Annotated in this window: 11 protein-coding genes; 9 read left to right on the top strand and 2 right to left on the bottom strand. The window is 39.6% G+C overall.

Annotated elements, in window-relative coordinates:
- The first annotated feature begins 142 nt into the window (after positions 1-142).
- The 7 genes from IEZ33_RS07275 (at position 143) to IEZ33_RS07245 (ending at position 9,175) form a co-directional block, all read left to right on the top strand.
- Positions 143-1,561, top strand: a complete 1,419-nt coding sequence (locus IEZ33_RS07275; RefSeq protein WP_191603022.1) for an ATP-binding protein — start codon at positions 143-145, stop codon at positions 1,559-1,561.
- Positions 1,562-1,570: 9 nt separating this feature from the next.
- Positions 1,571-2,248 carry a response regulator gene (locus IEZ33_RS07270; protein WP_191603021.1) on the top strand — a complete coding sequence of 226 codons (678 nt, stop codon included), beginning with the start codon at positions 1,571-1,573 and terminating at the stop codon, positions 2,246-2,248.
- An 11-nt stretch (positions 2,249-2,259) separates the two neighbouring features.
- The gene (locus tag IEZ33_RS07265) at positions 2,260-3,210 is read left to right on the top strand and encodes an AEC family transporter (protein ID WP_206696915.1); all 951 of its coding nucleotides are present in this window, start codon (positions 2,260-2,262) and stop codon (positions 3,208-3,210) included.
- A gap of 63 nt (positions 3,211-3,273) precedes the next feature.
- Complete coding sequence (locus IEZ33_RS07260) at positions 3,274-5,355, top strand: sensor histidine kinase (protein ID WP_191603020.1); 2,082 nt, start codon at positions 3,274-3,276, stop codon at positions 5,353-5,355.
- A complete protein-coding gene (locus IEZ33_RS07255; protein WP_191603019.1) occupies positions 5,356-6,741 on the top strand; it encodes a sigma-54-dependent transcriptional regulator in 1,386 nt (461 codons plus the stop codon).
- Between the two features lie 34 nt (positions 6,742-6,775).
- Positions 6,776-7,090, top strand: coding sequence for a DUF3301 domain-containing protein (locus IEZ33_RS07250; RefSeq protein ID WP_191603018.1), 315 nt, complete (start codon positions 6,776-6,778; stop codon positions 7,088-7,090).
- A 198-nt stretch (positions 7,091-7,288) separates the two neighbouring features.
- On the top strand, positions 7,289-9,175 hold the full coding sequence (locus IEZ33_RS07245; protein WP_191603017.1) for a methyl-accepting chemotaxis protein: 1,887 nt from the start codon (positions 7,289-7,291) through the stop codon (positions 9,173-9,175).
- 91 nt (positions 9,176-9,266) lie between these two features.
- On the opposite strand, the gene gltX is transcribed toward IEZ33_RS07245, so the two are convergent.
- A complete protein-coding gene (gene gltX, locus IEZ33_RS07240; RefSeq protein ID WP_191603016.1) occupies positions 9,267-10,748 on the bottom strand; it encodes a glutamate--tRNA ligase in 1,482 nt (493 codons plus the stop codon).
- Positions 10,749-10,846: 98 nt separating this feature from the next.
- Positions 10,847-11,629 (bottom strand): 5'-3' exonuclease H3TH domain-containing protein, encoded by a 783-nt coding sequence (locus IEZ33_RS07235; protein WP_191603015.1) that lies wholly within the window; start codon positions 11,627-11,629, stop codon positions 10,847-10,849.
- Positions 11,630-11,735: 106 nt separating this feature from the next.
- Here IEZ33_RS07235 and IEZ33_RS07230 point away from each other — a divergent pair, with 106 nt between their 5' ends.
- Together IEZ33_RS07230 and IEZ33_RS07225 are read left to right on the top strand one after the other, a co-directional pair.
- Positions 11,736-12,992 (top strand): hypothetical protein, encoded by a 1,257-nt coding sequence (locus IEZ33_RS07230; RefSeq protein ID WP_191603014.1) that lies wholly within the window; start codon positions 11,736-11,738, stop codon positions 12,990-12,992.
- Positions 12,993-13,132: 140 nt separating this feature from the next.
- Positions 13,133-14,437, top strand: coding sequence for a TolC family outer membrane protein (locus IEZ33_RS07225; RefSeq protein WP_191603013.1), 1,305 nt, complete (start codon positions 13,133-13,135; stop codon positions 14,435-14,437).
- The last annotated feature ends 51 nt before the right edge of the window (positions 14,438-14,488 follow it).

Here is a 14,488-nt window from a genome sequence, read left to right as displayed (position 1 = left end):
AGATAAGATTTGAGTTCCTTATTTTTTACACAGCATAGTGCTAGCTCTAATTTCTTTATAAGCATATCCTTGTTATATCAGGATAAACTAACTATTTTAATATAAAGTTAGTCGTACATAATCACGAAATTAAGCGAGCAAAATGAAAAACCCTTTCCACTTTTTTCAAATAAGACACAAACTCTTTGCCATTTTTGTATTGAGTAACGTGCTTGTAATTGTTTCTATGTGGCAGGTTTTTCAATGGAGCTTTGACAAAGGCTTCGTTAGCTATACAGACGAAAGAGACGCAGAGTTCGTAAAGCAAATGTCGACTCGCAGTGGTAATTTGTATTTCTACTACAAGAATTGGGATTTTTTGGTTGAAGAGATTCGCCAAGAAGTGAACTGGAAGAAAGCTAAGCTGCAAAATATGCGAGACCTTATTCCACCACCCTCAACCCCTAACTTGGATTTAATCTATCCTTCTCAGTATTTTAGAACCCGCTTTCTTTTGTTTGATAAAAACCAAAAGCCCATTATCGGTAAAGGCGCATTTAAAAAAGTAAAAACGGAACCTGTAATAGTAAACTCTGAAACGGTCGGCTATGTTGGACTCAAATCTGTTAAAGAGTTGGTTCAAGATCACACATTGCGCTTCGTAAAACAACAAGGTGAAGCGCTCTTGCTGATTTCTGCCTTTATGTTAACCATTGCGGCCTTGCTTACTTGGCCACTCGCCCAGTGGCTGAGTACACCCATTTGCTCTATGAGAAGGGCAACCAGGAAATTAGCGGCCGGGGAGTTTGAGACTCGATTAAAAGTAAAAGGTCATGATGAAGTGGCTGATTTGGGAAGAGATCTTAATAATTTAGCAAAAACTCTCGACAAAACACGTCAAGCGAGAAAGCGTTGGGTGGCGGATACAGCTCATGAACTGAGAACTCCCGTGGCTATTCTACGCGGTGAAATTGAGGCCATGCAGGACGGTATTATAAAAATGTCACCAGAGTCATTAGAGTCGTTGTTACAAGAAACCATGCACATTGGTCGAATGATTGATGATCTTAATCAATTATCCATGCACGATATGGGCAGCTTGGATTATCATATGGAGCCATCGAACATCGATGAAGTACTTCAAGATACCGTGCAAGCGATGACCCGAACCTTTAATGATGAGAATATTGAACTAACTTTACAGGTTGAGAAAAAAACCAAGTATGCACTCATGGCAGACAGGGACAGGTTGTTCCAGCTGTTTTCTAATTTAATGAATAACTCATTGAAATATACCGATGCACCCGGATCATTACTTATAACGTTAAGTAAAACCGCTGACGTTATTGAAATTCATTTTGAAGACTCTTCGCCTGGCGTGAGTAATGAAGATAAAGACCGTATCTTTGAACAATTTTACCGAGTCGAGAACTCTCGTAATCGCGCTACTGGCGGGCGAGGTTTAGGACTTGCAATTTGCAACCAGATTATTGATGGCCACAATGGTAGTATGAGTGCATATCACTCGCCTCAAGGTGGCTTAGGAATCAAAATCAATCTACCGTTAAACCAGCAGGATTAGATAAATATTATGAGCAGAATTTTAATTGTTGAAGATGAAATCAAACTAGCCGAGCTTGTTAGCGCCTATTTAGAACAGTCAGGTTACGAACATCACCATCTTGATCGAGGCGATATCGTTGTCGATTACGTCAAAAAAGAACAAGTGGATTTAATTCTCTTAGATTTAATGCTTCCAGGACTTGATGGCATTGAAATCTGTAAACAAATACGCCAATTCAGCTCAGTACCCATTATTATGGTAACCGCAAAAGCGGAAGAAATTGATCGATTAATCGGCCTTGAAATGGGTGCTGACGATTATATCTGCAAACCTTTTAGCCCTCGTGAAGTAGTCGCTCGGGTAAAATCTAATTTACGCCGAGTGTCGCTTGATAAAATTGAAGAACCTAAAACAGACGGCTTCGAACTTGACGTCGACCGCATTCGAGCTACTTACAAGGGTGAATTAATTGACCTAACAACAGTTGAGTTCCAACTACTGCAGCTTTTGATTAAAGAGCCGGGACGCGTCTTTGGCCGTGAAATTATAATGAAAAGCATTTATACCGACAGCCGTGTCGTCAGTGATAGAACCATTGATAGCCACATTAAAAAATTACGTAAGAAAATTTCAGCAATTGCGCCAGAGCTAAATGTTATTCATTCGGTTTATGGTGCAGGTTATCGCTTTGAAAATAACGACTAGAGACCATTTCATTGAATAATTTTTTTGATGTTCTGCAGTTCTCGTTATCGGTCACAATGCCAATATTTATTATATTGGTATTGGGGGTCGTCCTTTATAGAATAAAACTAATTAATGACAATTTTGTTGATGTGGGTTCAAAGCTGGTTTTCAATGTCACTTTACCCGCTTTACTTTTTTTGAGCATTATCAAGACCCCTTTTACTGAAGGCACTGATTTTTCATTGGTAATATATGGCATTGCGTCTGTCTTTTTACTGTATCTGGTGCTTGAACTTTTTTCAGCTAAATTCATCCCCAATAAACTTGATCGTGGTGTTGTTATTCAGGGCGCCTTTCGCTCAAACATGGGTATTATCGGACTGGCCTACTGCGTCAACGCGTATGGAGAAGACGTCTACTCTGTCGCGTCAATTTACCTTGGTGGTGTTACTATACTTTTTAATATTTTGTCTGTTATCACGTTAAATCGTGCCGCAAATAAAAACGCCGATTTAAAGAACACCTTACTCAAGATCATAAAAAACCCTTTAATACTCGCTATTTTGTCCGCGATTGTTGTTTCTTATTTGGGCATTCAAATGCCTGATATTATCTTAAAAACAGGCAACTACTTCGCACAAATGACGCTCTCCTTAGCGTTACTGTGTATTGGTGCGTCACTTAGCTTTAAAACCATGAAAGAAGATTTCTCTAATGCGTTTATTTCATCATTTGGTAAGCTGATTGTTATTCCTTTGGTTACCACCTTAGGGGGCTATTTTTTAGGTTACCGAGGCATGGAGTTGGGCGTGCTGTTACTGATGTCCTCCGCTCCCTCTGCAGCAGCTTGCTATGTCATGGTCAAGTCGATTGGAGGCAATGATAAGCTTGCAGCGAACATTATTGTAATCACTACCCTAGCGTCTATTTTCACAACCAGTTTAGGAATTGCATTACTAAGCTCATATAATTTAATGTAACTGCATTTGAGTAAAAATATTAATAATACGCCACAAACACACAACCTAATTGAATAGCCAATTATGAGCATTCCCTATAAAAAAAATAAAGCGCTCTTTTTTGTCACCAGCCTCATTGCTCTTTATGTGGTTTTTTGGGGCGTTCAAGCCATTTCTCTACAATTGCTTTTAATCAATAAACACCGAGCAGGTGAAGACCAGCTATTAACTTACGTCGCCGATCTTAGAAGAGAGCTGAAAGACTATCGCTTTTTGCCTTATACGCTAACAGAAAACCCCAGTATAAGACGCTTTTTGACAGACGGAACCAGTACGAATAACGCCCCACTTTTAACATCCATTCAAAGACAACTAGAAGACTTAAACAAAGCCTCTCAGACACAAGCTTGGTTTGTTTTGGATGACAAAGGTAAAGTGCTCATTTCTAGCACCCAATCTGACTCCGACGATTTAAGTCATTATTTTGAACCTCACATTTTGAAAATTGAATTAGAGGATCAAAAAGGGGAATCCATACTATTAACTGGCTACAACAAAAATAATAAACAGGTTACTCACTTAGTACTGGCACCAATTTATCAAAATACCGTTATCACTGGTTCAATAGGTGTCAGAGTAAATTTAAATCGACTCATCGAGAGCTGGACAGTTGTCGGCGACTTAATTGCCATTACCGGCAAAAGCCACCAGACTTTTATCGCAAACAATTCTAAGAATATATTTGACCTAAAATGGGATCAAAAACTCACCCCAATTCGTTTTTTAGATCAGACCGAATCTAAGATATATGAGAGTAATGGTGAAAAGTTTCTCTTACAAAACGTGTTGCTAGACGATTTATCTTGGACTTTGCACTTTTTAACACCATTACAACAAATTGTTCGAACCGCTAATTTTATCGCTTTTGGCGGTGTTATCTTAATCTCTCTGATCCTCACTTTTTTACTTTATAGACGTGAACGGTCCCTTAAAATAGCCTCAGCCGTCGAAAACCAACGCTTAGTTTCAAAGAATACTCAATTGCAGCGCGCTCTTATCGAAAACACACACGTTGGCTTAATTCAGTTGACCCATTTAGGTATAATTTCTTTTATTAACCCAACAGGTCATCGCTACTTTCAGCAAGAACACGAATTAGTGGGCACGTCTTTATACAACCTTCTCGAGGTTGATCTCTGCGATCCCAAATTGATGGCTCGACTAAATCAAATTTTCCAAAATAGCAGCACAGAAAAATTCATTGAGCAGGAAGTCGTTTTAAAAAAATCAATCAACGAAAGCTTTCCTGCCCTGCTGTCCGTTTCGCCGATTGAATGGTCAGATTCACAAGGGTATTTAGTCACTGTGATCAATATCAGCAAAAGAAAGCGTGCTGAGCAGGCCTTAACTAAAATAAACCAACAATTAGAATTGCGCGTTTCGGAAAGAACGGCGACCCTTAAAAAAACACAAAAAGAACTGTTAAGAAGTGAGAAATTAGCCGCGATAGGCCAGATGTCAACCGCCATTGCTCATGAACTTAATCAGCCTTTAACCGGAATACGCACTTTGGTTTATAGCGCTGAACTGCTACTGGAACGAAATAATATTGAAGAAGCTCAAGCAACCTTAGTCAAACTCGAACAACTCGTCAGTCGCATGCACAGCTTAACCAGCGAGCTAAAAGTATTGGCATATCGAAGACCTGAGAATCTTGTTAAAACACATTGTGAAGAATGCTTTGATAATGCACTAATCAGTTTAGGCGACCAAACACGTTCATTGAGTATTATAAAGGACTTCTCTCATCCCTACGTTTTTGCTGAGCCCAGTCGACTCGAAAGAATTTTTTCCAACTTAATAAAAAACACACTTGAAGCGTGTGAGGAACAATCCATTTCGCCACAGATTCAAATCAATACAACATTTGATCAAAATTCAGGGAACCTCATTATTGAATTCAGTGATAATGGGCCGGGCGCTGATAAAGACATCCTACCTCATTTACTTGAGCCTTTTTATACAAGCAAACCTGTTGGTAAAGGGCTTGGCCTTGGGCTCGCTATTAGCGCAAGCTTAGCCAATGATATGAAAGGACAACTGATTGCGGGTATCTCTCCTCTCGGTGGCCTAGCCTTTACCTTGACACTACAAAGAGCAGAATAGATGCAAAATCAAAAAACACCTTCCGGTATTAAAATTTGGTTGATTGACGACGACGAACTCGTTAGATCAACAACGTCACAATGGCTGGGGTTATCTGACCATGATGTTGTTGAATTCACCAACCCCTTACAGCTACTGGATGATTTTAGCGAAAATGAAAGCTGTGTCATTATCAGCGACATCCGAATGTCACCTATGGACGGACTCAGCTTACTCGCCAAACTGTTAGAAAAAGATCCTCAGGTACCCGTTATTTTAATCACTGGCCATGGCGATATCGACATGGCGGTTAGCTCATTAAGAGACGGCGCCTTTGACTTCTTGGAAAAGCCGTTTGACCCAAAAAGGCTGTCAATCACAGTTGAAAAAGCCATCGAAAAGCGTCAACTATGGCTCAATCAACACTATCAGAACCGCTATTTAGATGGTCTTGAAGGCCTTGAAGAGCTAATTATTGGCCAGTGCCACCCAATCAAACAGGTCAGAGAACAAATAAATACCTTTGCTAAAATGGACACCAATGTGATTGTTTATGGGGATACCGGTTGCGGAAAAGAACTGGTTGCTCAGGCGTTACACAAAACCAGTCACAGGTCTGAACACCCCTTTGTAGCCATTAACTGCGCAGCAATACCAGCTGAACTGTTTGAAAGCGAACTCTTTGGCCACGAAGCGGGTGCCTTTACTGGAGCCAACAAAAAGCGCATTGGTAAAATTGAAAACGCCAGCAAAGGGACCCTTTTTCTCGATGAAATTGAAAGTATGCCAATCGCAATGCAAATAAAACTGCTAAGGGTATTACAAGAAAATACACTGGAACGGGTGGGCAGCAATCAATCTACCAAGGTCGATTTAAGGGTAGTTGCCGCCGCAAAAACAGACTTGCAACGTTTAGATGGCTTTCGGCAGGATCTCTTCTTTCGCTTAAATGTATCTCAAATACATTTACCAACATTAAGACAGAGAGGTGACGACATTCCATTGCTGTTTAAACATTTCTGTCGGCAATTTGCGGATGAAAGAGGTGTCCCTATAAAAAAACTCAGCCCTATCGACCATGAAACACTCATGATATACAGTTGGCCTGGAAATATACGGGAAATGCGCAACATTGCATTACGCTACGTATTAGAGCCAAACACTACGATTGCAAAAATTTTAAATGGCTATCATACACAAGAGCCGAACTACCAATACAGTCCTCTTCCACTGAGCGTAAAAGTTCAGGATTATGAGAGAAGCTTAATCGACTCAAGCTTAGAGCGCTGCAAAGGAAATATCCAGGAAGCGCTAGAGATATTGCAGCTACCAAGGCGGACGCTAAATCAAAAAATGCAAAAATACGGTCTAAACCGCAGCGACTATCTTGATAATCAAGACAGTTAGTTACACTCAATACTTATGACTATTTGAGAAAAAAATGTACATTGAACTAATTGATATTGTAATTTTTATTATTTTAGCGGCTATTGGCTATTTTTGGTGGAATGCTAACTCGGTACGGGAGAATGCCCTAGCTCATGTCAAAACTCATTGCAAAAAACATGACGTACAATTATTGGATCAATCTGTGGCGCTACAAAAATGGCGTATTATTTGGTCAAAAGGCCAATTAAGGATAAAGAGGGAGTATCAGTTTGAGTTCACCTCGACAGGGGAAGCCAGATATAAAGGAAAGGTGACATTTGAAAGCAGTAACCCTATAAAAATTGAACTTCCAGCCTACCATATTTAAAAAATAAGATAGGCAAAAAAAATCGAATACAATTCATTACGAAAAAACATTAAAAGCTTACACACTTTTAGTTCAAAAAGTGTTGAAGCGAATCATAGCCTTTCGCTAAAGTTGTGAATTATTTTGATTTTATGTTAGTAATTACCTTACAGATCAACTATATTTGTCCTCATAAAGAAAATAATTAAAGGAAGCGTTATGTTATCAAACCTCAGTTTTCGGTCAAAACTAATCGCCTTACTGGCCTCTGCGATTGTTGGATTTGTGATTGTAACGATAGTCGCTTTGAATGGACTAGAATCTCAAGAAAAGTCAGCCGCGAAGTTGCAAAACCTTTCGCTCGTTGAGAAGAACTTGGACAGTCTTACCATCACCATGATGGAAAAATATGAGCGACTTAATTCTATTGATGACAGCAACTATCAAGAATTTATTAATGAAATCAATTCTGATTCTGAGAACTACTCTAATGCGTTAGAAAAAGACGTTAGCATTCTTGAGGAAAAAAAAGGGAAGGACTTACTGCGCAACACCAAACAATTGTTAACTCAATATTCGATGGCATTAAGTGAACTGGTAGAACAGCGCCATATTATTGGTTTTGACATCAATTCTGGGGTAATGGGATCAATAGAGACACTGGGCTTGAATGTATTTGAGAAAGTGTCCTTTCTAAGCTTAATAAAGCAAGAATTTCTGCCGGTCAGGGAAGCTGAAAAAAACTACATTTTTGAGCCAACTGAAGAAAACTCGATTACGTTTCAAGATAAATACGACAAATTCTATAAGCGCGTAATCAACTTTGGCTTAGAGGACAGATTTGGGGAGGTGATCAATCAATATTATGAAGCTGTTCAACTATTTGCTGCTCAAGATAAAAACCTAAAAGCCGCCTCTGAAACCTTTACCACACAACGACAGCTATTCATTGACTCTCGACTAGAAACGGGCGTCTACATTGACAACGTCGTGACTGAAGCCCAACAAGCGGCGAAATCAATGTCGAGCCAAGCAAGTTTTACACTAATCAGTGTGAGTACGATTGTTGCCCTGATTGCCGCCTTAATGATGGCGAGCATTGGTAAAAGTGTTAACAACACTCTCAATCAAATAATTAAAGATTTATCGAAAGTCAAAGGAGGAGATCTGACCGCTCGTCTTTCTGTTAATTCAAAACGAAATGATGAGTTCGATGCCTTATGCAGCTCTGTGAATGAAATGACTACTGGACTTAGTTCTGTTATCAGCGATGTTATTTCTACTACCAAAGAAGTCAATGGTATGGTTGGTAATCTTAATACCTCGGTTAGTAGTATTGCAGATAGTAACAGGTCTGTGAGCTTACAGACCAATTCCTTGGCGGCCGCAACGGATCAGATATCGACTACAATTTCAAGTATTTCTAGCACGACGGAAGGTTTAAGTAGACAGTCTCAAGAAACCTATGAGTCCGCTAAAACCGGAGCCGAAACCATAAAAGGCGCACTATCCAACTTAAGTAAAACCGTTGAAGTGGTTACGAAAACGGGTATTCAGCTTAACGAACTTGGTCAACTGTCTAAAGACATTGACAATGTCATTGGCATGATCAATGACCTTGCGAACCAAACAAACTTACTTGCATTGAACGCAGCCATTGAGGCGGCGAGAGCAGGTGAAGCCGGAAGAGGCTTCTCCGTCGTTGCCGATGAAGTCCGCTCTCTTGCCGAAAAAACAGTTGATGCCACGTCGAAAATAACTGAAATAGTTAGCACTATTCAAGGTTCGACTAAAAACGCAATTGAAACAATGGAAAGCGGGCAAGAAAGCCTGAAAGCCATTGAAGAGTATGGCGCAAAAGCAGAAACCGCAATGAAAGACATAGAACAGAGCGCTCAGACAAGTTCGTTGTCTTCTGTTGATATGGCAAGATCTATTCAAGAGGTAGCCAAAACAGCCGTTAGTATGAGTCAAGATATGGATAGCATTGCACAGCAACTTCAAGGAGATACAGAATCAATCAACAGCATTGCTGGCAACACAAACCATATACATGAGTTGGTCAGTGACTTAGACAATAAAACACGGGTATTCACTACGGACTAGCCACTGCGTAGTATGAACGTTATGTAAACCAAAAAAAACCAGTATTTCGATACTGGTTTTTTTTACTTACGTTATGCGTTGCACTTTTTCTTTATAGTGCTAGAAACTCTTTTTCCCAGCGTTTTGCCTCTTTCTTAGATGGTCCACCTAACGCATTAACAGCCGTTCTCAACCTTGCTCTAGATAAATCTGGACCCAATATCGCCATAGAATCAAATACAGAAACAGAAGCTGTGGAGCCTGAAATAGCCACAAACAATGGTGCAAAGAAGTCTTTTGGCTTAACGCCTAATGCCTGAGCTAACTCTTTCAATACAGCAAAAATGTCGTCTTTTTCCCATGTACGTAATGCTTCAAGCTTCCAAAGAGAAAATTGCATGGCTTTACGTAAAGTCTCTTCTTCCATTTTAACGCTTGAAAAATCTTCTTTGGTAACTGGCAACAATCCTTTTAAGAAGAACCCAGCCACATCCGCCACATCAGAGAACTTTTCAACACGAGGAATGATTAACGGAAGAATTTGCATAAGATATTCGGGATTAAGTGCCCAATCAACAAACTTACTGGCAAATTGATCATGAGTTAAATTCTCACGAATCCAAGTACCATTTAGCCAACTTAGTTTTTCTACATCAAAAACTGGGCCACCTAAAGAAACACGTTGAATGTCAAAATGCTCAATCATTTCTTCAAGAGTAAACTTCTCTCTTTCATCAGGCATTGACCAACCCATACGACCTAAATAATTAATTACCGCTTCTGGTAAATACCCCATACGCTGATAATAAAGAATACTCGTTGGATTTTTACGTTTCGATAACTTAGATTTATCTGGGTTACGTAACAAGGGCATATGGCACAATGTCGGCATATCCCAGTCAAAGTACTGGTACAACAAAATGTGTTTTGGCGCCGAGTTGATCCATTCTTCGCCGCGGATAACATGGGTGATTTTCATTAAATGATCATCAACCACGTTTGCTAAATGGTAGGTAGGCATCCCATCGGCTTTCAACAAGACTTGCATATCAACTTGAGACCACTCAATTTCAATTTGACCTCGTAACATGTCTTCAACAACACAGGTGCCTTCTTCAGGAATTTTCATCCTAATAACGTAAGGCGTTCCCGCGTCAAGTTTTGCCTGTATTTCAGCCTCACTCAATAACAGCGCTCTACCGTCATATTTTTGCTGCAAACCTTGAGCTTTTTGCTCTTCACGCATTTGATCAAGCTCTTCAGAGGTCTCAAAAGCATAAAAGGCGTGTCCACTTTCAACTAACTCTTTTGCGTATTCAGCGTAAATATCACCTCGCTCACTCTGACGATATGGTCCATAAGGTCCTCCGACATCGGGCCCTTCTGCCCAATCTAAGCCAAGCCATTTCAAAGCATCTAGAATCATTTTTTCGGATTCTGGAGTACTACGAGTTTGATCCGTATCTTCTATGCGAAGAATGAATTTACCACCCATTTTTTTCGCGAAAGCCATATTAAAAAGCGCAACATAAGCGGTTCCAACATGAGGGTCGCCCGTTGGTGAAGGGGCTATGCGAGTTCTTACTTCAGACATGCGTTCTCTCTTTATCCTGTTTCAAATTTGAAGGCATTATAATCGTGTTTATAATAGAAAAGTACGCTAACTCGCCTTTTCTTACATATTATTATAATTCAGTTACGTGGATAAGTAAGTTGGGATAAACGTACCCCTACATCAATATCCGTTTTTAACGTCACCAGCTGACGACTTAATAAGCACTGTTCATAATGTCCATGTAACATTTTTTGCTGTTTTTCGCTTAACCCAGTTAAGTCATTATAAATTTTTTCGATTGTATTGTTCTTTTGCATAATTATTAATGCGGTTTTCGGACCCACGCCCATCACACCGGGAATACGATTTGTTGTATCTCCAACCAACGCCCAATAATCCGTTAATTCGTCACACGGGAGGCCGAATTTTTCTTCCGCCCATACCTTGTCGTATCCTACTTTAGCAAAACAATCGTATTGCAAAATATTTGAATTTCCCAATAGCTGAGAAAATCCTTTATCAGTGGAAACAATATAAGATTTTATATTATTCTGTGCTGCTTTTACGGCTAATGTGGCAATAATATCGTCCGCCTCCCAACCCGTTAAACGCATAGACACAATCCCATTAAAACGAAATAGCTTAGCAAACTCTGGTAGCGCATCTAATAGCGCATCATCCATAGGCACTCTTCCTAATTTATATTCGGGAAAAATAGTATGCCTCCAAGTTTTTCCACTAGCGTCGAAAACCACAATAGCGTGAGAAGGGAGAAATTGTTTTGTTAATCGTGTCAATGTATCAATTGACGTACTTTGAGTTCGTTCAATTCGTCTTATGGTATCCAGTTCGCTCTCTAACGCGGCATAAATTCGCCTAATTAGATTTAGACCATCGACAAGAAGTATTTTTTTTTGCACAAATTACCTTATTTATTTTTCCATAATGAGTGATAACCTTAATGATATAAAAGAGTAACATGAAACTTGCCACTCTATATCGACTCATTGTTTAGAAGGATTAAAAATGATTACCTTATCTAAAAGCACGACGGCTATGGCTATTTCCATTTCGCTGCTTACGTGCAACCACAGCTATGCGAATGAAACAAACATCAACGCTGTTATTGGTCTTGGTTCGAGCCAAATTGTAGAACAAAACTTACAAAATAAAGAGCCAAAACTACCGATAACAGGGGGCAGCCTCCTCCCTCTAGATAAAAATTTTACTGGTATATCAAGCGCTTTAGACAATCATTTAACGCATTGGATCAAACATTTAAACCAAGAAGTGAAAGTTGAACACAAAACAAGAGCATTAAATTTTCAGGGACAATTGACTCAAGTAACACAAAACACCTTCTCCTTAAAAATAAATGCCAAATCCGTACAACTGCCTATCTCAGATTTTTATCTGATTCCCAGCACTAAAACATCCCAGGTCAATGATAAGACACAAAACACCTATACAGGAAATATTACATACCAAACACAAAGCTTATCCTGGCAGCCAAAGTTAAGTATTCTATTTCAAGACAATTCGGTTAAATTAATCGAAAATGCGTTGATCTCAAATTTATCAAATAAAAACATCACTTTACACAGCCCAATATTGCATCTGTCTCAGACACCGAATCAAAATATCAGATTTAAAACAGAAAGATTGTACTCCGCAGCAGCAGATGCCTCGCCATCAGTAAGCTATGCAAACGACGAAATCATTATTCCATTAATGAACAGAGAATTGGATATTGAGCCTTTATCCGAATATCTCATCCCTATACAAGAACAAGAACTGTCAATTATTAAGCGCACGCTTAAATCCGATGTAGCGACGCATCCCCAGTTTTTAGGGGAGCAATCGATGCGTTTCCAGCAGGCCTATGAAGTAAAACTGACCCAGGAAACATTACCGGGTAATTATCAGACTTATTGGCAAAAAGGAGAGTTATTCTTACCGAGCAGCGCGCTTTTCTTAGAAAAAACCCGCTTAGATCAAACATTAGAACTCTCACCAAACCAAAGCCATGATGTTGAAGGTGAGCTCAAACTTATCAATGCTTCGGGTAGAAGTTTGCCCTTATCTCAGACATGGGAGCTCTCGTTAAAAAACCTATCGACAGAACGAAAAGACTACAGTATTACTCACAATATGAACGGCATCATCTCGAATACCTCTGGCGCGTCATCAGAACCTAACGGGATACATTCTCGACGCTTCATCGGAACCTTATCACCAAAGCAAACAAAAACGTTACGCTATACAGTAACCTTGACACAATAATTCATTTTATTAACCAGATAAACGATCAGTCTGCATAAATATGGCTGTCGTTTATATAAGATATACTCATAAGATAGCTGTGCATTTTTGTCTTCTGAGGTAATATTATTATTTTTCATACTTAAGGGCATAACATATTCATGAAAAAGCATATTATAGCTACGGTTATTGCAGCAGCAAGCATAAGCAACACCTATGCAGAGTCACTATTCGACGTGTATAAACTGGCGCAAGAACATGACCCAAGCTTACGTTCAGCCGCCGCAACTTATGATGCTCAAAAAGAAGAAGTTGTCATTACTAAAGGCAATTTATTCCCAAGCATTACCTTTAATGGCAATTTAGGATACACGGACACAGACAACAAATCTTATGATGGCAACGTGCTATCAAACTCTCTTTCACTTGATATGAATTATCCTATTTATTCTCCTGCATTAAGCTATGCCGTCGATGCTGTTGAAATAGGTTTTAATAGTGCAGCCATTGATTATGAAAATGCCCAAGAAAACCTAGCGCTAAAATCGCTTACAGAATATTTTGACCTACTTGCCGCTCAAGCCGCGTTGAAAAATACCGAAGCACAGGTTTTAAGCAATGCGAGCCAATTAGATCGAGTCAAAAAACAATTCGATGTGGGCTTAGTCTCTGTGACTGATTTGCAAGATGCGCAAGCCGCTTATGACGCCATCAAAGTACAGTCTTTGTCTGCTTACTCTAATGTATTAAAAGCCCAGCAAGCGCTATATCAGAGAACGGGAAGACATATAACCAAAATCCCTGAATTATCGAAAGGCTATCAGATTAAGCTCGATAACGACCTGACTATAGAGCAACTGATTAAACTTGCCCAAAAGCAGAACACGGACATCAAAACACTCGATTTAGCTGTACAAGCCGCTGAAAAAAATATCCAAATTGAAAAATCGAATGGTCGTTCACCTACCGTTGTGTTAACAGGCTCTTTAAGCCAATCTGATTCAGACTCTTCACCGAATAGATCTTCCGATGGTGCCTCAACGGATGCCTCAATTGGTATTGGAGTAAGCATTCCTCTTTATAAAGGTGGCGCGATTAATGCGTCTGTTCGCAAAGCAGCGGCCAACACGGAAGCTGTACGAGAGTCTCGTTCCGCGGCCATACAGACGTTAGAATTAAATTTACGCAGCCTGCATCTCGATTTACAAACATCGGTCGCACAGATAGACGCACAAGCTCAGCTAGTAAAATCACGTACAAGTGCATTAGAAGCAACCCAAGCTGGATATGATGCAGGAATACGTAATCTTGTTGAATTGTTGACGGCTCAATCCAACCTTTATGATGCGCAAAATACTTACGAACAGCTACGCTATGGGTTTGTTGTTCAAAAATTGAATCTATTAGAGCTAACGGGTGATTTAACAGAAGACGAAATTCATAAATTAGGTGCTTGGTTAAAATAGACTTTAGGTTTCAATAAAGGACCAGTTAAGGATAAAAGAAAGCCTTCCGCA

The sequence above is a fragment of the Marinomonas algicola genome (genome assembly GCF_014805825.1).
Taxonomy (GTDB): domain Bacteria; phylum Pseudomonadota; class Gammaproteobacteria; order Pseudomonadales; family Marinomonadaceae; genus Marinomonas; species Marinomonas algicola.
The sequence above is the reverse complement of the archived record's forward strand: the minus strand, read 5'-3'. Positions and strand labels throughout refer to the sequence as shown.